This window comes from Stenotrophomonas sp. WED208 (assembly GCF_040984485.1).
Lineage (GTDB): Bacteria > Pseudomonadota > Gammaproteobacteria > Xanthomonadales > Xanthomonadaceae > Stenotrophomonas > Stenotrophomonas riyadhensis.
The window spans coordinates 4,264,121-4,284,226 of sequence record NZ_JAZARB010000001.1 but is presented as its reverse complement, the minus strand read 5'-3'; the positions used below and the strand labels follow the sequence as shown (position 1 = coordinate 4,284,226).

General features: G+C 66.9%; 18 protein-coding genes. 13 read left to right on the top strand and 5 right to left on the bottom strand.

Translation table 11 applies throughout. The features are described from left to right. Positions 1–329: 329 nt before the first annotated feature. Both VPH47_RS19565 and VPH47_RS19560 read right to left on the bottom strand, forming a co-directional pair. Positions 330–2,039, bottom strand: coding sequence for a M28 family metallopeptidase (locus VPH47_RS19565; protein WP_368851553.1), 1,710 nt, complete (start codon positions 2,037–2,039; stop codon positions 330–332). 85 nt (positions 2,040–2,124) lie between these two features. Continuing rightward, entirely contained in the window at positions 2,125–2,787 is a 663-nt protein-coding gene (locus VPH47_RS19560) for a hypothetical protein (RefSeq protein WP_368851552.1), read from the bottom strand. 95 nt (positions 2,788–2,882) lie between these two features. Between VPH47_RS19560 and VPH47_RS19555 the strand changes: the two genes are divergently transcribed. After that, a complete protein-coding gene (locus VPH47_RS19555) occupies positions 2,883–4,181 on the top strand; it encodes a murein hydrolase activator EnvC (RefSeq protein ID WP_180859637.1) in 1,299 nt (432 codons plus the stop codon). Between the two features lie 108 nt (positions 4,182–4,289). Next, the gene (locus VPH47_RS19550; RefSeq protein WP_153856993.1) at positions 4,290–5,750 is read left to right on the top strand and encodes a S41 family peptidase; all 1,461 of its coding nucleotides are present in this window, start codon (positions 4,290–4,292) and stop codon (positions 5,748–5,750) included. An 83-nt stretch (positions 5,751–5,833) separates the two neighbouring features. Here VPH47_RS19550 and VPH47_RS19545 read toward each other — a convergent pair whose 3' ends face one another. Beyond that, positions 5,834–6,526 (bottom strand): rhomboid family intramembrane serine protease, encoded by a 693-nt coding sequence (locus VPH47_RS19545; protein ID WP_019662230.1) that lies wholly within the window; start codon positions 6,524–6,526, stop codon positions 5,834–5,836. A 226-nt stretch (positions 6,527–6,752) separates the two neighbouring features. Between VPH47_RS19545 and VPH47_RS19540 the strand changes: the two genes are divergently transcribed. From VPH47_RS19540 to VPH47_RS19530, 3 genes are all read left to right on the top strand, one after another. Beyond that, on the top strand, positions 6,753–8,180 hold the full coding sequence (locus tag VPH47_RS19540; RefSeq protein ID WP_153856994.1) for an outer membrane protein transport protein: 1,428 nt from the start codon (positions 6,753–6,755) through the stop codon (positions 8,178–8,180). Between the two features lie 140 nt (positions 8,181–8,320). Beyond that, on the top strand, positions 8,321–8,920 hold the full coding sequence (gene pnuC / locus VPH47_RS19535) for a nicotinamide riboside transporter PnuC (protein WP_153856995.1): 600 nt from the start codon (positions 8,321–8,323) through the stop codon (positions 8,918–8,920). Next, the gene (locus VPH47_RS19530; RefSeq protein WP_368851550.1) at positions 8,907–9,980 is read left to right on the top strand and encodes an AAA family ATPase; all 1,074 of its coding nucleotides are present in this window, start codon (positions 8,907–8,909) and stop codon (positions 9,978–9,980) included. Before pnuC ends, VPH47_RS19530 begins: the two co-directional genes overlap by 14 nt. A 90-nt stretch (positions 9,981–10,070) precedes the next feature. Here the strand turns inward: VPH47_RS19530 and putA are convergent, their stop codons facing one another. Next, on the bottom strand, positions 10,071–13,289 hold the full coding sequence (gene putA / locus VPH47_RS19525; protein WP_368851549.1) for a bifunctional proline dehydrogenase/L-glutamate gamma-semialdehyde dehydrogenase PutA: 3,219 nt from the start codon (positions 13,287–13,289) through the stop codon (positions 10,071–10,073). Between the two features lie 274 nt (positions 13,290–13,563). Between putA and VPH47_RS19520 the strand changes: the two genes are divergently transcribed. The 6 genes from VPH47_RS19520 to VPH47_RS19495 all read left to right on the top strand — a co-directional run bounded on the left by VPH47_RS19520 (position 13,564) and on the right by VPH47_RS19495 (position 18,405). Continuing rightward, positions 13,564–14,040: a DUF2244 domain-containing protein gene (locus VPH47_RS19520; RefSeq protein WP_004153894.1), complete on the top strand. Its 477-nt coding sequence runs from the start codon at positions 13,564–13,566 to the stop codon at positions 14,038–14,040. Between the two features lie 11 nt (positions 14,041–14,051). Beyond that, complete coding sequence (gene coxB, locus VPH47_RS19515) at positions 14,052–15,005, top strand: cytochrome c oxidase subunit II (protein WP_153856998.1); 954 nt, start codon at positions 14,052–14,054, stop codon at positions 15,003–15,005. Between the two features lie 59 nt (positions 15,006–15,064). Continuing rightward, positions 15,065–16,672: a cytochrome c oxidase subunit I gene (gene ctaD, locus VPH47_RS19510; protein WP_004153896.1), complete on the top strand. Its 1,608-nt coding sequence runs from the start codon at positions 15,065–15,067 to the stop codon at positions 16,670–16,672. A 77-nt stretch (positions 16,673–16,749) separates the two neighbouring features. Then, positions 16,750–16,929: a hypothetical protein gene (locus tag VPH47_RS19505; protein ID WP_368851548.1), complete on the top strand. Its 180-nt coding sequence runs from the start codon at positions 16,750–16,752 to the stop codon at positions 16,927–16,929. Further along, entirely contained in the window at positions 16,926–17,516 is a 591-nt protein-coding gene (locus tag VPH47_RS19500) for a cytochrome c oxidase assembly protein (RefSeq protein ID WP_149909064.1), read from the top strand. The genes VPH47_RS19505 and VPH47_RS19500 overlap by 4 nt, the downstream gene beginning before the upstream one ends. Positions 17,517–17,529: 13 nt before the next feature. Then, positions 17,530–18,405: a cytochrome c oxidase subunit 3 gene (locus tag VPH47_RS19495; protein ID WP_005407793.1), complete on the top strand. Its 876-nt coding sequence runs from the start codon at positions 17,530–17,532 to the stop codon at positions 18,403–18,405. 20 nt (positions 18,406–18,425) lie between these two features. On the opposite strand, the gene VPH47_RS19490 is transcribed toward VPH47_RS19495, so the two are convergent. Then, entirely contained in the window at positions 18,426–18,644 is a 219-nt protein-coding gene (locus tag VPH47_RS19490; protein ID WP_005412025.1) for a twin transmembrane helix small protein, read from the bottom strand. A 57-nt stretch (positions 18,645–18,701) separates the two neighbouring features. Here VPH47_RS19490 and VPH47_RS19485 point away from each other — a divergent pair, with 57 nt between their 5' ends. Further along, positions 18,702–19,418: an SURF1 family protein gene (locus tag VPH47_RS19485; protein WP_368851547.1), complete on the top strand. Its 717-nt coding sequence runs from the start codon at positions 18,702–18,704 to the stop codon at positions 19,416–19,418. 109 nt (positions 19,419–19,527) lie between these two features. Beyond that, complete coding sequence (locus VPH47_RS19480; protein WP_368851546.1) at positions 19,528–20,097, top strand: hypothetical protein; 570 nt, start codon at positions 19,528–19,530, stop codon at positions 20,095–20,097. The last annotated feature ends 9 nt before the right edge of the window (positions 20,098–20,106 follow it).

Sequence of the window (20,106 nt, the reverse complement as noted above, 5' to 3'; positions counted from 1 at the left end):
CGAACTCGGAAGTGAAACGCAGCTGCGCCGATGGTAGTGTGGCTCAAGCCATGCGAGAGTAGGTCATCGCCAGGGTTTACACCCAAAACCCCGCTGCTCACGCAGCGGGGTTTTTCTTTGTGCTCAGGAAATACCGGTAGTGCCGGCCGCTGGCCGGCAGGCGCGTTGATGAAACCGCCGCGAGCGGCGGCGCCAACCAAGGTTGGCGACTACCGATGGCAGAGTGCCAACCAAGGTTGGTACCCACCAATGGTGTGGAGCGCAAAAAAAGCGGCGCCCTGTCGGGCGCCGCTCAGGCTTGAACCATGATCAGTCGAGCATGGCTCGACTTACTTGGCCGGGGCCTTGTCCTTCATCATCGCGTCGCGGGCAGCCTTGAACGGGTTGCCTTCGTACCAGTTCGGCCAACGATCACCACCGGCCAGTTCCTTGCCCACGCCGTACATCAGCTGCAGGTCTTCCACGGTGCCGTCCAGCTTCCAGGTGGCCGCATCGAACTCGTCCTTCGGGCCGTGGTAGCGGTTGGCGCCGTAGTCGGCTGCAGCCTTGCGGCCCGCGTCCACGCCACCCTCGCGCAGGTCTTCGCCACCATCGGCGTACAGGGCCGGAACGCCTGCCTTGGCGAAGTTGAAGTGATCGGAACGGAAGTAGAAGCCGCTCTGCACCGAGGTCTCGCCGTGCAGGGTACGGTCCTGGGCGGCAGCCAGCGGCTTGAGGATGTCCTCCAGCTCCGAGCTGCCGAAGCCGGTGACGGTCACGTCCTTGGCACGGCCGGCTACCGACATCGCGTCGATGTTGATCACACCGGCGATCTTGTCCAGCGGGAAGGTCGGGTGGGCGACGTAGTACTTCGAACCCAGCAGGCCGGACTCTTCCAGGGTCACGGCCAGGAACACCACCGAACGTTCCGGCTTCGGCTCCTGGTGGGCCATGGCTTCGGCCACTTCGAGAATGCCGGCCACGCCGGTCGCATTGTCGACCGCGCCGTTGTAGATGTTGTCGCCGGTCTCACCCTCATGCTTGCCCAGGTGGTCCCAGTGCGCCATGTACAGCACGGCCTCGTCAGCCCGCTTGCTGCCCGGCAGCACGCCCACCACGTTGCGCGACTGCTTCTGCGCGATCTGGCTCTTCAGGTCGACCGCAGCGGTCGCCTTCAGCGGCACCGGCTTGAAGCCACGCTTGCTGGCGTCCTTGTAAGCCTGTGCAAGGTCCAGGCCGGCACCGGCGAACAGCGCCTTGGCGGCGTCGGCACTCAGCCAGCCCTGCACCGGGATACGTGCTTCCGGGTCATCCTTGGCCGGCAGGTCGTACTGCGGGCCGGCCCAGGAGTTCTTCACCACGTCCCAACCATAGGAAGCGCCGGCGGTGTCGTGCACGATCAGTGCAGCAGCGGCACCCTTGCGCGCGGCCTCCTCGAACTTGTAGGTCCAGCGGCCGTAGTAGGTCATGCGCTTGCCGTCGAACAGCTTCGCGTCATCAACATGGAAGCCCGGATCGTTGACGAACATGACGACCGTCTTGCCCTTCCAGTCCTGGCCGGCGTAGTCGTTCCACTTCTGCTCCGGCGCGTCAACGCCGTAGCCGACGAACACCAGGTCGCTGGCATCGACCTTCACCTCGGCCTGGCCGGTACGGGTGCCGACCACCATGTCGGTGCCGAACTTCAGCTCGGTGGTCTTGCCGCCCTGGGTGATCTTCAACACGGTCGATTCGTCGGCCGTGGTCTCGGTCATCGGCACATCCTGGAACCAGCTGTCGCCGTTGCCGGGCTGCAGGCCGATGCGCTGCATCTGGTCGCGGATGTAGTTGACCGTCAGTTCCTCGCCCTTGCTGCCCGGGGCGCGGCCTTCGAACTCATCCGAAGCCAGGGTCTTGACCATCTCGGCGAAATCGCCGGCGTTGATCTCCGGGGAGAACTGATGGGCGGCCGGCTTCGCAGCGGCGGTGTCGGTGGCCGGCGCGGCGGCCGGCGTGTCTTCGCCTTTGCAGGCACTGAGCGCGGCCGCAGCGGCCAGGCACAGGAGGAGTTTGCGGGGCATCATCGATTCCTGGGAAACAAAGGGCGGCCGCACGTCTTGTACGACCGGTATCAGCGAGTATCACCGAACCCGAAGGCCGGTGCGCTCAGTCCGCGGGGGCGGTTTCGGTATCGAACGGGATCGGCTCGGCGCCGGTGACCGGCCCGATGCGGGCGGTGCGATGCACGTACAGCACCACTTCGCGTTCGAACTGCAGGGAGCCGTTGACCATCGCATTCGGTCCGATGATCACGCGCGGCTTGCGGCTGGCGGTCAGCGAGACGCTGAAGTTCGGTTTGCGCACGTGCACGCCGCCGTTGACCTGCGAGCCGATGCCCACGGTGATGTCACCGTTGACGGTCTCGACGTCCTTGCCGACGCGGCTTTCGACCAGACCGATGCCGCCGTTCACGGTTTCAACGCCGCCTTCGACCTCGCTGCCGCGGTCGGTGAAGATGCTGCCGTTGACAGTGCTGACGCTGCCGCGCGCGATGACTTCGCGGCCCAGGCGCACACCGCCGTTGACTGTTTCGATCTTGCCGGTGCGTGCGCGGTCGGCGACCTTCACCCCGCCGTTGACGGTATCGATGCTGCCGGTCTCGACGCCTTCACCGACGCGGATACCGCCGTTGACGGTATCCAGCTTGCCGTAGCGTTGGCCGGCTTCGGCGCTGATGCTGCCGTTGACCTTGCTGATGTTCTCCTGGGCACAGACTGGCCCGGTGGCCAGTAGTACGCCCAACAGCAGCGGAATGGAAAGAGCTTTCATGGGGACCTCGATGGATGTGCGGCTGGCAGGCCGCGTGCGGAGATGTCACCATTCCCCGGTAGCCCCTGCAACTGCCTGAAGTCACTGGAAAGCCCTTGCGCGACAACGCCTTGCCATCACGCCGACATCACATCGCCGCCTTGCGCGGCGGGCGCTGCCTGCTGTTGGGGCTGGCGATCGCCCTGGCGCTGCCGCTGCCGGGCGCCGCGCAGACCACGCGCGAGACCGAGCGCAAGCTGCAGAAGCTGCGCAGTGAGCTGAAGGGCGTGGCGCAGGAGCGTCGGCAGATCGAGGGCCAGCGCGGCCAGGCCTCACAGCAGCTGCGTGAGGCAGATGAAAAGGTGGCCCGCACCGGCCGTGCGTTGGCGCAGACCGAAACCGCGCTGCGCGAGCAGGGAAGGGCCCTGGCCGAGGCCGAACAGCGCCGCAGCACGTTGCAGGCCAACCTCGCCCAGCAGCACCGCGAGCTGGCCGGCCTGCTGCGCGCGGCCTACCAGCTGGGCAACCATGCACCGTTGAAACTGCTGTTGTCGCAGGACACGGTGGCCGATGCCAACCGTGCCCTGGCCTACCACCGCTACCTGCAGCGCGAGCGGGCACAGCGCATCACCACGCTGACGGCTGACCTGAAGGAACTGGAAGCGCTGCAGGCGCAGATCGCCGAGCGCAAGCAGAAGCTGCAGGGCGCGCAGCAGGACCAGAAGCAGCAGGCAGCGGCCCTGGAAGTCGATCGCCGCGATCGCGCAAAGACGGTTGCCTCGCTGGACGAGCGCTTCAAGGACCAGCGCGAGAAGGAACAGGCGCTGGGCCAGGATGCCAAGGCGCTGGAAACACTGCTGGCCAATCTGCGTGCGGCCGCCGCCCGTGCCGAGGCCGAGCGTCGCGCGGCTGCACGCCGTGCGGCCGCGGAGAAGGCGGCCGCCGAACGTGCCGCACGCCAGGCAGCGGCACAGGGACGGCCGCCACCGCCCACCAAGGTTCCGCCGGCGGTGGCGTCCGCACCGGCCCCGAAGGTCGGTGGCCTGGGCTGGCCGTTGTCCGGCAACCTGTTGGCGCGCTATGGCGGCAAGCTGCCCGATGGCCGCACCAGCAGCGGCGTACTGATCGGTGCGCCGGCCGGCAGCACCGTCACCGCCGTGGCCGACGGCACCGTGGTGTTCTCCGACTGGATGACCGGCTACGGCATGATCCTGATCGTGGACCACGGCAACGGCTACATGAGCCTGTACGCCCACAACGACACCCTGCTGAAGGATGCCGGCGCGCGGGTCAGCCGCGGCGATGCGGTGGCCAAGGTCGGCAATTCCGGTGGCCAGGGCGTGACCGCGCTGTACTTCGAGCTGCGCCGGGGCGGGCAGCCGGTCAACCCCGACAGCTGGCTGCAGCGGCGCTGAATCCGGCGCTGTCGCGTGGCGGGCGGATTCAACGGGAATTTAGCTGTGCTTCGCGCATAATCGACGCATGTGCCTTGGGCACGATGCCAACGTCGACAGGAGTGATCCATGCGCGCAGCCCGTACCGCCACCCTCTTGCTGGCCCTGTTGCCAGCGCTGTCCTGGGCGCAGCAGACCGCGCCCGCTCCGAGCCAGGAAACCAGTGGGCAGGCAGCGAACAGCGAGGAGGCGGTGACCTCGAAGGTGCCGCTGGAGGAAATCCGCCGCTTCGTGGCCGTGTACAACGCGGTGCGTGCCGCCTATGTCGACCCGGTCGATGACAAGAAGCTGATGCAGGCGGCGGTGCGTGGCCTGCTGCTCGACCTCGATCCGCACAGCACCTACTTCAACAAGGAAGACGCGCAGGCCTTCGACGAGCAGGCCAATGGTGCCTACGAAGGCATCGGCGTGGAACTGCAGCAGCAGCCGGACAACGCCAGCATGAAGGTGATCTCGCCGATCGACGACACGCCGGCGGCCAAGGCCGGCATCCTCGCCGGTGACCTGATCATCGCCATCGACGGCAAGCCGATCAGTGCGATCGATGCCAGCGAACCGCTGCGCGGCCCGGCCGGCAGCAAGGTAGTGCTGACCATCGTGCGCGAGGGCAAGCCGAAGCCGTTCGATGTCAGCCTGACCCGCCAGACCATCCGCGTGACCAGCGTGCGCAGCCGCCTGCTGGAGCCGGGTTATGGCTACATCCGCCTGAGCACCTTCCAGGCCGATACCGGTTCGGACTTCCAGAAGCACGTGCAGCAGCTGCAGAAGCAGTCCGGTGGCCAGCTCAAGGGTCTGGTGCTGGACCTGCGCAGCAACCCGGGTGGCCTGCTGACTGCTGCGGTGCAGGTGGCCGATGATCTGCTCGACAAGGGCAACATCGTCAGCACCCGCGGTCGCATCAGCATCAGCGATGCCCGTTTCGACGCGACCCCGGGCGATCTGCTGAAGGGCGCACCGGTGGTGGTGCTGGCCGATGCCGGTTCGGCCAGTGCATCGGAAGTGCTGGCCGGTGCGCTGCGCGACAACAAGCGCGCGCGCGTGGTCGGCAGCCGCACCTTCGGCAAGGGCTCGGTGCAGACCGTGCTGCCGCTGGACAACGGCGATTCGGTGAAGCTGACTACCGCGCGCTATTACACGCCCAGCGGCAAGTCGATCCAGGCCACCGGCATCGTGCCGGATGTCGAACTGAAGCCCGCCGCCACGCCGGCCGAGGATGCACTGCCGGCCAGCCTGAGCGACTACAGCGAAGCGACCCTGCCGGGCCATCTGCGCGGCGACGACGAAGGCACCGAGGGCTACCACGCCGGTGCGGTGCTGCCGGGCGATGGCCCGATCAACGACGCGCTGGCCGAGCTGAAGAACCCGGGTTCGGTGGCTGCGCGGTTGAAGGCCGAAGCGGCCAAGGCGGAGGCTGCCAAGGCCGCGAAGGCTGCAGCGGCGAAGCCCGAAGCCAAGCCGGAGCCGAAGGTCGAACCGAAGGCGGACAGCACGCCGGAAGCCAAGCCCGCCCCGGTTCCGGCCAAGCCCTGATTCTGCAGAGTCGAGCCATGCTCGGCTGATCTACGAACGAGCGGCTGAGCGTGGAGCCGGCCAGCGGCCGGCACGACCCGGTGTCAGAAGCCGTGGCGCTTGCGCAGGCGGCGGGCGATGGCCGCCCGCACGTAGACCCCGTACACCACGCCGAACACGAAGCCGCCGATGTGCGCCCACCAGGCCACCATGCCGAAGCTGGGGCCGATATGGGCGAATACGACCTGCAACGCGGCCCAGACACCGATCAGCAGGTAGGCCGGGGCGCGCACGAACTCCAGGAACAGGCCGAGCGGGATCACCACGCCCAGCCGCGCGCCCGGGAACAGGGCCAGGTAGGCGCCGATCAGTGCGGACACCGCACCGCTGGCACCGATGATGATCTGGTCCGGGCTGCCCATGGTGTAGATCGCCACCAGATTGGACACCGCACCGCCGACCAGGAACAGCAGCAGCAGCCGCCACGGGCCCAGCACCCGCTCGGCGGGCAGGCCGAAGATCAGCAGGAACACCAGGTTGCCCAGCAGGTGAGACCAGTCGGCATGCAGGAACAAGGCGGTGAACAGGCGCAGCACGCTGCCGTCCTGCAGGGTCGCCCACCAGTCCAGCGGGTGGGTCAGGCCGGTGGACAGGGCGCCCCAGTCCAGCCAGAGGCTGCCGCGGGCATCGTCCGGACGCGAGATCGACCACAGGAACGCCAGCCACAGTGCCGCAAACAGCACGGGCGTGGCCCAGCGCAGGGCCGCCTTCTTGCGCGACGGGAGGGAGACGAACATGGGCACTAGCCTAGCGTGCGGGCGCTTGCGGCGGGGATTGTCCTGTTCAGCTTTTGGGACGAAAAAACCGCCACTGCTGTTATTGTTTCATTAACAGCTCTGGGTAATACTCGCATACGGCGTCGTATGTCGGGAGGGGAATCCGGCGCGCTCCGATGGGTCTCAGGACCTGCCGGGCGCAGGCGCACTCAGAGCAACATCACCGCTTACCGGAGAGAGAACTACGATGCAAACCGCTTCCACCATTGCCCGTCTGACCCTGCTGGCCGTCGGCGTTGCCGGTGCGCTGGCCGCCGCCGACGCCAACGCTGCCGCCTTCCAGCTGAAGGAAAACAGTGCCAAGGGCCTGGGCCGCGCGTTCGCCGGCTCCACCTCGGCCGAGGGCGACGCCTCGGTCATCGCCACCAACCCGGCCTCCATGCGCCTGCTCGACGGCACCATGCTGCAGGGCGACGTCAGCGCCATCAGCTTCGGTGCCAAGTTCCGTGGCCAGGGCAAGTACGCCAACGGCGCTCCGATTTCCGGCGGCAACGGCGGCGACGCCGGCATGATCGCCCCGGTCCCGGCGGCCTACTTCCACCTGCCGTTCGGCGAGAAGGAGAACATGCACTTCGGCGCCTCGCTGACCGTGCCGTTCGGCTTCAAGACCGAATACGACCGTGACTGGGTCGGCCGCTACAACGGCGTCAAGACCGAGCTGCAGGCGATCGACCTGGGCGTGGCGTTCTCCTACGACGTCAACCCGTACCTGTCGTTCGGTGCTTCGGTGTTCGCCGAGCGTCTGAACGTCGACCTGACCAGCGCCGTCGATACCGGCACCGCGATCAACGCCAGCGCCCAGCAGAAGGCTGCCGCTGCCGTTCTGGCTGCCGGTGGCACCGCCGCCCAGGCTGCTGCCGCCTCGCGTCAGGCCGCTGTCGCCATGGCCCAGCAGGGCTTCGCTCCGGGCACCGCCGATGGCTTCCTGCGCATCAAGGGTGACGAAGTGTCCATGGGCTACACCCTGGGCATGACCGTCAGCCCGGTGGAAGGCACCAACATCGCCTTCAGCTACCGCTCGCAGGTCAAGCACAAGATCAACGACGGCAAGGCCGACTTCACCATTCCGGGCAACGCCGCAGCCTTCCTGGCCGCTGCCGCTCCGGGCACCTTCATCGACAGCAAGGGTCGTGCCTCGATCACCCTGCCGGCCAGCGCCACCGTCAGCTTCACCCACCGCGTGAACGACCAGTGGAAGATCATGGCCGACGTCTCGCGTACCGCCTGGAGCAAGTTCGACCAGGTTGCCGTGCAGTATGACTCCAACCAGCCGGACAGCGTGCTGCCGTTCCACTACCGCGACACCACCTTCGCGTCGATCGGTACCGAGTACCGCATGAACGAGAAGCTGACCCTGCGCGGCGGTCTCGCCTACGACCAGACCCCGACCACCGACGCCCACCGCGACGTGCGCGTGCCGGACACCACCCGCAAGTGGCTGTCGCTGGGTCTGACCTACGCGGCTTCGGAAAAGATGGAATACAGCGTGGGCTACACCCACCTGTTCACCAAGGATCCGAACATCACCTCGACCTCGGCCACGGCCAACACCGTGACCGGCAAGTACAAGGTCAGCGGCGACGTGCTGGCGGCTTCGATGCAGTACAAGTTCTGATCCAGGCGATTGCCTGACGCAGGACGAAGGAGGCCCCGCGCAAGCGGGGCTTTCTTTTTGTGGGGTGGCTCGGGGCATCCACGCATGGCGTGGATCTACCGGATTGTCCACGCAGCGTGCGGATCCATGACAATAGGGCGATGAACCTGTCCGATCCGAACTTCCAGCTGGAGCTGGCTGCCAACATCGCCGTCGCCGGCTCGATCCTGCTGGCCGGCCGCAACAACGTGCACACCTGGTGGCTGGGCATCGTTGGCTGCGCCTTGTTTGCCGCTGTGTTCGAACGATCGCACCTGTACGCGGACATGGTGCTGCAGTTCTTCTTCATCGCCATCAGCGTGCTGGGCTGGTGGCAGTGGCTGCGTGGCGACCATGGTGCGCCGCTGCCGATCACCGCGCTGCGGCCGCGGGCATGGGCCTGGCTGGCGCCGCTGGCGGTGGTGGCCACGTTCGGCTACGGCTGGATGCTGACCCGGCTGACCAACGCCTATGCGCCCTACATCGATTCGGCGGTGCTGGTGTTGAGCGTGATCGCGCAGATCCTGATGATGCGACGCAAGCTGGAATCGTGGTGGGTGTGGCTGCTGGTGAACACCGTTGCGGTGCCGCTGTACTACAGCCGTGGCCTGCACCTGACCTCGATCTTGTACGTGGGCTTCTGGATCAATGCGCTGGTGGCCCTGCGCCATTGGCGGCACCTGATGCGCGACGAGGCCAGGGCGGCCGATGCCGCTGCCTGAGCGCGTTGCGCGCGGCCTGGTAGTGGGCAAGTTCTGCCCGCTGCATCTCGGCCACGAACGCCTGATCGACTTCGCCGCCACGCGCTGCCAGCAGCTGCTGGTGATCGGCTGGTCGCAGCCGGGCTTTGCCGGCTACAGCGCCGAGCGCCGCGAGCGCTGGCTGCGTGCGCGTTTCCCGCAGGCGACGGTGGCGGTGCTGGATGACGCGCGACTGGCGGCATTGTGCATGCAGCATGGCTTGCCCGTGCGAGCGCTGCCGCAGGACAGTGATGACGAACACGTGCAGCGGGACTTCACCGCCTGGCTGTGCCTGAACCTGTTCGGTGGGCCGGTGCAGGCGGTGTACACCGGTGAGGACTACGGCGACGGTTTTTCCGATGCGCTGGCAGCCTGCTTCAACGCACCGGTGCGACATGAACGGCTGGAACGCTGGCTCGATGTCGGCCAGGCCAGTGGCACCCAGCTGCGCGCCGATCCGCATGCGCATCGCCATGGCCTCGCACCGCAGGTGTATGCCGGCCATGTGCAGCGCGTGGCGTTCATCGGTGGCGAGTCCAGCGGCAAGACCACGCTGGCGCGCGTGCTGGCCGAGCGCCTGCAGACCGCCTGGGTGCCGGAGTACGGCCGCACCCTGTGGGAGCAGCAGGGCGGAGAACTGACGCCGGACGATCTGCTTCGCATTGCAATGACACAGCCACAGCACGAAGAGGAGGCCGCGCGGCGCGCGCATCGCTGGCTGTTCTGCGATACCACGCCGTGGGTGACGCTGGGGTACAGCGGCTGGATGTTCGGCACGGCACCGGAGCCGCTGCGGCAGGCGGCACGACGACGCTACGACCTGCTGTTCCTGTGCGCACCGGATATTCCGTTCGACCAGGACGGTACGCGTGTGGGCGAAGCCTTCAGGGCGCAGCAGCATGCGTGGTACCTGGCGCAGCTGCAGGCAGAGGGTGTCGAGTACGTGCTGCTGGAAGGCGATCTGGAGATGCGCATCGCACGGGTGCAGGGCGAGCTGGCGAAGCGGGCGGACAACCGGTTCAGTGTCGCCTCGCCTCTGTAGCCGAGCCCATGCTCGGCGCTACAGGAAAAAAAGCGCACACAAAAAACCCCGCTTTCGCGGGGTTTTTCGTTCACTGCAACTACTGGGCGATCAGTCGCCCAGGGTCAGCAGCGAGGCGTTGCCGCCGGCGGCGGTGGTGTTCACCGTCACCGTCTTTTCGGTGGCGAAGCGCAGCAGGTAGTGCGGGCCGCCGGCCTTCGGGCCGGTGCCGGACAGGCCCTGGCCGCCGAACGGCTGCACGCCGACCACCGCGCCGATCTGGTTGCGGTTGACGTAGACGTTGCCGACATGGACGCCGTTGCTGATGCGGTCGACGGTCTCGTCGATGCGCGAATGCACGCCCAGGGTGAGGCCGTAGCCGGTGGCGTTGATCTGGTCGATCACCGCGTCGAGCTGGTCGCCCTTCCAGCGGATCACGTGCAGGACCGGCCCGAAGATTTCCTTGTGCAGCTGGCCCAGGTCCTTCAGTTCGTACGCACGCGGCGCGAAGAAGGTGCCGTTGGCCGCTTCGGCGGACAGTTCGGCGGCGGCGATCAGGCGCGCTTCGCGGTCCATGCGTTCGGCGTGGTCCTGCAGGATCTTCAGTGCATCGGCGTCGATCACCGGGCCGACGTCGGTGGACAGCAGGCCCGGATTGCCGACCTTCAGTTCCTTCATCGCGCCGGCCAGCATGGTCATCACCTTGTCGGCGATGTCGTCCTGCACGAACAGCACGCGCGCGGCCGAGCAACGCTGGCCGGCGGAGGTGAAGGCCGAACCGATCGCGTCCTTGACCAGCTGTTCCGGCAGCGCCGAGGAGTCGGCGATGAAGGCGTTCTGGCCACCGGTCTCGGCGATCAGCACACCGATGGCGGCGTCACGCGCAGCCATGGCGCGGTTGATCGCACGTGCGGTGTCGGTGGAGCCGGTGAAGGCCACGCCAGCCACGCGCGGGTCGGCGGTCAGCGCGGCGCCGACGGTGGCACCGTCGCCCGGCAGGTACTGCACCACCTCGGCCGGCACGCCGGCGTCGTGCAGCAGCTTCACCGCGTAGTAGCCGATCAGGTTGGTCTGCTCGGCCGGCTTGGCGATGACGCTGTTGCCGGCGGCCAGTGCAGCAGCGACCTGGCCCAGGAAGATCGCCAGCGGGAAGTTCCACGGGCTGATGCAGACGAACACGCCGCGGCCATGCAGCTGCAGCTCGTTGGACTCACCGGTCGGGCTCGGCAGCTTCTCGGCGTGGCTGAACTGCTCGCGCGCCTGCTTGGCGTAGTAGCGCAGGAAGTCCACCGCTTCGCGCACTTCGGCGATGCCGTCGGGCAGGCTCTTGCCGGCTTCCTTCACGCACAGCGCCATGAACTCCGGCATGCGCGCTTCCAACTGGTCGGCGGCGTGCTCGAGGATGGCGGCGCGGCTGGCGGCCGGGGTGCGGTTCCAGGCCGGCTGCGCGGCCACGGCATTGGCCAGGGCCTTCTGCACGGTGGCGGCATCGGCGGCCAGCCACTGGCCGACCACTTCACGGGTGTCGGCCGGGTTGGTCACCGGCAGCGCGGCGCCGGCCGGGTTGGCACCCGGCACCAGCGGAGCGGCCTGCCAGGGCTTCACAGCCGCGTTGATCTGCTCGGCCAGGGCGCGCAGTTCGTTGTCGTTGGCGAGGTTGGCGCCCATGGAGTTCTTCCTGTCGTGGTTCTGGCTGCGCAGCAGGTCAACCGGCAGCGGGATCTTGGGATGCGGAATCGATTCGAACGAAGCAACCATCTCGACCGGATCGCGGATCAGGTCGGCGATCGGCACGCGCTCGTCGGTGATGCGGTTGACGAAGCTGGAGTTGGCGCCGTTTTCCAGCAGGCGACGCACCAGGTACGGCAGCAGGTCTTCATGCGAACCGACCGGCGCATACACGCGGCAGGGCAGGTTCAAGCGGTCGGCCGGCACCACTTCGGCGTACAGGTCGTCGCCCATGCCGTGCAGCTTCTGGTGCTCGTACACGCCGCCATTGGCGATGCTGCGCACGGCCGCGATGGTGTGTGCGTTGTGCGTGGCGAACATCGGGTAGATCGCGTCGGCATGGGTGAACAGGCGCTTGGCGCAGGCCAGGTAGGAGACGTCGGTGTTCTGCTTGCGGGTGAACACCGGGTAGCCCGGATAGCCTTCGATCTGCGCGCGCTTGATCTCGGCGTCCCAGTAGGCGCCCTTGACCAGGCGCACCTGCAGGCGGCGACCGGCGCGGCGCGCCATGTCGGCCAGGTGGTCGATCGTGTACGGCGTGCGCTTCTGGTAGGCCTGCACGACCACACCGAAGCCATCCCAGCCGGCCAGCGACGCATCGGAGAACACCTGCTCGATGATGTCCAGCGACAGTTCCAGGCGGTCGGACTCTTCGGCGTCGACGGTGCAGCCGATGCCGTAGCTCTTGGCCAGCTGTGCCAGTTCCAGCACGCCCGGCACCAGGTCCTTCAGCACGCGCTCGCGCTTGGCGTGCTCGTAGCGCGGGTACAGCGCCGACAGCTTGATCGAGATGCCCGGGGCGTTGTTGACGTCGCCATCCGGACGGCCGCCGCGTGCCTTGTGATCGCCGCCGATGGCGTGGATCGCACGACGGTAGTCTTCCAGGTAGCGCAGCGCGTCCTTCATGGTCAGCGCGCCTTCGCCCAGCATGTCGAAGGAGTAGCGGTAGCTGGCGTTGTCGCCCTTGTGCGAGCGCGACAGCGCTTCGCTGATGGTGCGGCCCATGACGAACTGGTGGCCCATGATCTTCATCGCCTGGCGCACGGCCAGGCGCACCACCGGCTCACCGACGCGGCCGACCAGGCGCTTGAACGCGCTGGGCGCATCGGCGCGGGTGGCGTCGTTCATCTGCACCAGCTTGCCGGTCAGCATCAGGCCCCAGGTGGAGGCGTTGACCAGCACCGAGTCGCTGCCGCCCAGGTGCTTTTCCCAGTCGGCATCGGCCAGCTTGTCGCGGATCAGCTTGTCGGCGGTGTCCTGGTCCGGAATGCGCAGCAGCGCCTCGGCCACGCACATCAGCAGCACGCCTTCCTCGCTGCCCAGGTCGTACTGGCGCATGAAGGCTTCGATCGCGCCCTGGTCCTTGGCACGCACGCGCACGCGGCCGACCAGGTCGGCGGCCAGCGCCTGTACCTTGGCCTGCTCCTCGGCGGGCAGGCGGGCCTGCGCCAGCAGCTCGCGCACGTGGCTGGCCTCGTCCTTCAACCAGCCATCGGTGATGGCCTGGCGGAACGGGTTGGGGGGCGCCGGCAGTTCCGGCGACAGCAGCGCGCCGGGACGCAGGGCGTCGCTGGCGGCAGGGGAGGAGGAAGGTGCGTTCATGCCGGTCCGGCCAGTGGAAAACTTGGCGATTTTAATCATTTTTGCGGGTTGCGGAAGTGCCCCTCAGCCACCTTCGTGAAGCGCTGATAGCCCCTAGCTGCGGTGGATTCAGCGTGTTCAGCAAGCTCGGCAGAATTTGTGCTGAATTCGTCATTCGTGCCGCCGACCTCATGCTGTGTTGCAGCATGGGAAAAAGTGTGAATGCACCCTTGCTACCGGCGAGAGGGCGGGGCTACCATCGAGACGTTTCCCGCGGCAGGAACGCGGTTGCGACATGATCGAGGTGCTTCCAGCTCCGGATGGGTCAGGTACGCAGCTGCGGCTGCGTCCCCCACGGGCGCTCGATGCCCGGCAGTTCGTCCTGTTGTTCACCGTGTTGTCGGGTGCGATGTGGCTGGTGTCCGCCCTCGGGTGGTTGGCCGGCAATGCATTCGCCCCCCTGTTCGCGCTGCTGTACAGCCTGGTGCTGGCGGCGGCACTGCGTGCCTTGTGGCGCAGTGGTGAACGGCAGGAGGAGATCCGGGTAGTGCCGGCGTACGTGGAGGTCATCCCCGTACCCGGTGGATCGCCGGTGTTCCGGGCGCACCCCCACTGGGTGCGCCTGCTCACCGACGATGAGAGGGTCCGGCTGGCATCCAGCGGCCGGCAGGTGGAGGTGGGGAGTTTCCTCGCGCCGGCCGAACGTCAGACGCTTGCAGAGACACTTGAAAGCTTGCTCGCCGCCAGCGATGGCGGCAACCGACGACGCTAAGGGTCTAGGCAATGAAGCAAAGCAGCAGGTGGGGCACGAAGTGCGTTGCAGCGGTCACCGCCATGGTGGCCGGGGGACTGATGCCGGCGTTGGCCTGGGCCCAGGCGGCCGATCCCAAGCCGTGGCAGCTGAACATGGGCAAGGGGGTGACCCAGACCTCGCGCCTGGCCTGGGAATCGAACAATCTCTCGTTGATCATCTGCACGGTGATCGGCGTCATCGTGTTCGGTGCGATGGCCTACGCCATCTTCAAGTTCCGCAAATCCAAGGGCGCGGTCGCCGCCACCTTCAGCCACAACACCAAGGCCGAGGTGATCTGGACGGTGATCCCGGTGATCATCCTGATCGTGATGGCCTGGCCGGCCACGGCCAACCTGATCAAGATGTACGACACCCGCGATGCCGAGATGACGGTGAAGGTCACCGGCTACCAGTGGATGTGGAAGTACGAATACCTCGGCGAGAACGTCACCTTCACCAGCCGCCTGGACCGCGAGTCCGACCGCGTGCGGCAGAGCGGCATCGTGCCGACCCGCGAAAGCCATCCGCACTACCTGCTGGATGTCGACAACCGCCTGGTGCTGCCGGTCGATACCAAGGTGCGCTTCGTCATCACCTCCGATGACGTGATCCACGCCTGGTGGGTGCCGGCGCTGGGCTGGAAGCAGGACGCCATCCCCGGCTTCATCAATGAAGCCTGGACCAGCATCGAGCAGCCCGGCGTGTACCGGGGCCAGTGCGCCGAGCTGTGCGGCAAGGACCATGGCTTCATGCCGATCGTGGTCGAGGCGGTGTCCAAGGAAGAGTTCAAGCAGTGGCTGGCGCAGCGCAAGCCGGCGCCGCCCGCCGAGCCGGCAACGCCTGCGGCACCTGCCGAACCGACTGCACCGACGGGAGAGGCACCTGCAGCGCCTGCCGCTGCTGAAGCCGGCAGCGCGCCTGCCACCGCGGCCAGCGGAGCGTGATGTAAAGCCCGCGGCCGTTCGCGGCCGTGGTGACAACCGATTCTGAGAGGTGTTTTGCAATGGCGCACTCGGCAGTTGGGCACGACGATCACCATCACCAGCAGAGTTTCTTCGAGCGTTGGTTCTTCTCGACCAACCACAAGGACATCGGCACGCTGTACCTGGGTTTCAGTTTCATCATGTTCATCATCGGTGCGGCGATGAGCGTGGTGATCCGCGCCGAGCTGGCACAGCCGGGCCTGCAGTTCGTCAAGCCCGAATTCTTCAACCAGATGACCACCGTGCACGCGCTGGTGATGATCTTCGGTGGCGTGATGCCGGCCTTCGTCGGACTGGCCAACTGGATGATTCCGTTGCAGATCGGCGCGCCGGACATGGCGCTGCCGCGCATGAACAACTGGTCGTTCTGGCTGTTGCCGGTGGCCTTCAGCCTGCTGCTGCTGACCCTGTTCCTGCCCGGTGGTGCGCCGGCCGGCGGCTGGACGCTGTACCCGCCGCTGTCGCTGCAGGGCGGCTACAACGTTGCGTTCAGCGTGTTCGCCATCCACGTGGCCGGCATCAGCTCGATCATGGGTGCGATCAACATCATCGCCACCGTGCTCAACATGCGCGCGCCGGGCATCGACCTGCTGAAGATGCCGATCTTCTGCTGGGCCTGGCTGATCACCGCCTTCCTGCTGATCGCGGTGATGCCGGTGCTGGCCGGCGCGGTGACCATGCTGCTGACCGACAAGTTCTTCGGCACCAGCTTCTTCAATGCCGCCGGTGGCGGTGACCCGGTGATGTACCAGCACATCTTCTGGTTCTTCGGCCACCCCGAGGTCTACATCATGATCCTGCCCGCCTTCGGCGTGGTCAGCGAGATCATCCCGACCTTCAGCCGCAAGCCGCTGTTCGGCTACCAGGCGATGGTGTACGCCACCGCCGCGATCGCGTTCCTGTCGTTCATCGTCTGGGCCCACCACATGTTCACCGTGGGCATGCCGCTGGGCGGCGAGATCTACTTCATGTTCGCCACCATGCTGATCTCGATCCCGACCGGCGTGAAGGTGTTCAACTGGGTCAGCACGATGTGGCGTGGCTCGCTGACGTTCGAGGCGCCGATGCTGTGGTCGGTGGCCTTCGTCATCCTGTTCACCATCGGTGGCTTCTCCGGCCTGATGCTGGCCATCGTGGCCGCCGACTTCCAGTACCACGACACCTACTTCGTGGTCGCGCACTTCCACTACGTGCTGGTGACCGGCGCGGTGTTCGCGCTGATCGCGGCGGTGTACTACTGGTGGCCGAAGTGGACCGGGCGGATGTACAGCGAGAAGTGGGCCAAGGTGCACTTCTGGTGGTCGATCGTGTTCGTCAACCTGCTGTTCTTCCCGCAGCATTTCCTCGGCCTGGCCGGCATGCCGCGCCGCATTCCCGATTACAGCGTGGCCTTCGCCGACTGGAACCTGATCAGCTCGATCGGTGCGTTCGGCATGTTCGTCACCCCGTTCATGATGGCCGCGATCCTGCTGTCCTCGCTGCGCAACGGCGAGAAGGCCGAGGCCCGATCGTGGGAAGGTGCGCGCGGCCTGGAATGGACGCTGCCGTCGCCGGCACCGGCGCATACCTTCACCACGCCGCCGACCATCCGCCCGGGGGATCTGGCGCATGACGACATCACGCATTGAGGTGGGGCATGCATAACGAGAGCCCGCTCCCGATCGGTAGCGTCGAGCCAGGCTCGACTGACGAAAAGCAGCCGAGCATGACTCGGCTCTACAACAAGGAAGAGCAGCCGACCAGCGGTCGGCTCTACCACGGCGACAGCCAACGCCAAGGCATCGAACAGCAGCGCCAGCGTGCGAAGCGCACGGCGATGTGGGTCGGCGCCATCGCCGTGCTGGTCTACGTCGGCTTCATCCTCAGCGGGGTGATCGGCCGATGAGCGAGGCACCGGCCAGCACGCCGTCACCCAGCGCCGGGCTGCCGCGCCTGATCGGCGTGGCGGTGGCGGTGTTCCTGCTCACGTTCTCGCTGGTACCGCTGTACCGCATCGCCTGCGAAAAGGTGTTCGGCGTGCGCCTGGAACGCGGTCCCGGTGGCGAAGCGAGTGCCGGCGCGGCGGCCGGCAAGCGCACCGTGCGCGTGGAGTTCGATGGCGGCGTCAACTCGCGCCTGCCCTGGTCGTTCCATCCCGAACAGTTGACCATGGACGTGGTGCCGGGCGAGCTCAACGAGGCGCTGTACTTCGCCCGCAACGACAGCCAGCAGGCGGTGGTCGGCAGCGCGGTACCGTCGGTGGCGCCGGCGCGTGCGTCGGGCTTCTTTAGCAAGACCGAGTGCTTCTGTTTCACCGCGCAGACGCTGCAGGCCGGCGAGAAGCGCGACATGCCGGTGCGCTTCATCGTCGATCCGGACCTGCCGCCGGAGATCAAGACGATCACCTTGTCCTACACCTTCTACCGCAACGACGCGCTGTCCGATCGGCTGGCTCCGGCCGCCACCTCGGAAGGCGCGCACGCCGCACCCTGACCCGGATACCGACATGGCCCAGACACCGACCGATGCCAACGTGTACTTCGTCCCGGCCCAGAGCAAATGGCCGTTCGTGGGGTCCATCGCGATGATGGTGACCATGGTGGGCGTGGCCAGCTGGCTCAACGATGCCAGCTGGGGACGCTGGACGTTCTACATCGGCATCGCGATGCTGGTGCTGACCCTGTTCTGGTGGTTCAGCGACGTGGTGCGTGAGTCGCAGGCGGGCAACTACAACCACCAGGTCGATGGCTCGTTCCGGATGGGGATGATCTGGTTCATCTTCTCCGAGGTGATGTTCTTCGGTGCCTTCTTCGGTGCGCTGTTCTACACCCGCAACCTGGGCCTGTCGTGGCTCAGCGGCGAAGGCCGCGGGGTGATGACCAACGAGCTGCTCTGGCAGGGCTATTCCGCCGGATGGCCGACCAATGGCCCGGCAGCGATCGGTGGCGCGTTCCAGACCATCCCGGCCTGGGGCCTGCCGCTGATCAATACGCTGATCCTGCTGACCTCCGGCGTGACCCTGACCATCGCCCATCACGCGCTGAAGGCGGGCAACCGTCGCCAGCTGCTGATCTGGCTGGGCCTGACCGTGGTGCTTGGCCTGGGCTTCCTGACCCTGCAGGCGGAGGAGTACATCCACGCCTACAAGGAACTGAACCTGACGCTGGGCTCGGGCATCTACGGTTCAACGTTCTTCATGCTGACCGGCTTCCACGGCGCGCACGTGCTGCTGGGCACGATCATGCTGATCGTGATGTGGCTGCGTTCGGCCAAGGGGCACTTCACCCGCGACAACCATTTCGGTTTCGAAGCCGCCGCGTGGTACTGGCACTTCGTCGACGTGGTGTGGCTGATGCTGTTCCTGTTCGTCTACGTGCTTTGATCAGGCGCGCATCGGTGGTGTCAGCCGCCGATGCCGTGCGGTTTGATCCAGCCCATGTAGATGCTCACGATCACCAGCAGGATCAACGCCACCGACACCGCGATGCGGCGGGTCAGTGCGTTGACCGTGCGCTTGGTCTGGCCGCGGTCGACCAGCAGGTAATACAGGCCGGCGCCCAGATTCCAGACGATGACGATCAGAAACGCGATTACCAGCAGGGTCTTCAGCGAATCACTCATGCGCGGCTCGAGGGCAGGGTGGATGGGCCTATCTGACCGCGTTTGCGCGGACTTGTCATGATGCGCCAGCACACGCGCGTGATCGGATGGCTGCTGGCGGTGCTGGCGATGGCCGGTTTCAGCACATTGGGGCTGTGGCAACTGCAGCGCATGCATGCCAAACAGGCAATGTTGGATGCGCAGGGTCCAGCTGTGGCGCAAGCGCTTCCGTTGTCGCAGGCCCTGGCGGCGCCCGGCGCCTTGCACGGCGTGGCCGACCACGGCCGCTTCCTGCCCGGCGTGGTGCTGCTCGACAACCAGACCCGGCATGGCCGCGCCGGGGTGAAGATCTATCGCCCGTTCCGCAGTGACGATGGCAGCGTGCTGCTGGTCGATCTCGGCTGGCGTGCGCTGCCGCCGGATCGCACGTTGCCGGATGTGCCGGCGCCGCCTTCACCGGTGGCCGTGCGTGGGTTGCTGGCACCGCCGCCGTCGGCGGGACTGGCACTGGGCCCGGCGTTCTCCGCCACTGGCGAGGCCGGGCGTTGGCTGGCCAGTCGCTTGCCCGCCGAAGGCCTGGCGCGCGCGCTGGGGCTGCAGGCGTTACCCGAACGCGTCCTGCGCCTGGATCCGGCACTGCCATTCGGCGATGAGCGTGACCTGGACCTGCTGCCGAACACGCTGCCGCCGCAGCGTCACCTGGGCTACGCCGTGCAGTGGTTCGGCCTGGCCCTGACCGTGCTGGTCGTTGCGCTGGTGCTGGAGCGGCGCAGGAGACGCCCCATGGCCCGGTAGTGCCGGGCGCTGGCCGGCATCCCCTCGGATTCCTGGATGCCGGCCAGCGGCCGGCACTACCGGGGCACCCCACCCGCATCCCTTGCCCAACCATGAGAAAATGCCCCGCATGAACACTGCTACGTCCCCGCAGGCGCGCGGCTCCGGCCGCCGGACCCTGGTGCTGCTGTTTGCCGTGTTCTTCGGGGCGGTGGCGCTGGCCGCGGTACTGCGCTTCTCCGGCTGGCAGCCGACCGGGCACCGCAACGCCGGCCAGCTGCTGAAGCCGCCGGTGGACCTGCGCCAGCAGGCGCCGACCCTGGCCAGTGGCCAGCCCTATGCCTGGAATCCCGAGGCCCGCACCTGGCGCCTGCTGGTGGCGCCGGCCGGTGCCTGCGACGCGCAGTGCGTCACTTTGTCGCAGGGACTGGGCAAGGTGTGGCAGCTGTTCGGCCATAACGCCGATAATGTCGAAATCCTGTGGCTGGGAACGCCACCGGCGTCGATCGCCTCGCTGCCCGCGCTGCGGCCGCTGGCTCCGTCGCCAGCACTGCGCGCGGCCCTGCCCGGCGTCGACGATCCGGCTGGCCTGCCGGTCTACGTGATCGATCCGAACGGCTTCGTGATCATGCGTCATGCCCCGGGCACCGACCTGGGTGGCCTGCGCAAGGACATGGCCACGTTGCTGAAACTGAAGTGAGTCCCGTTT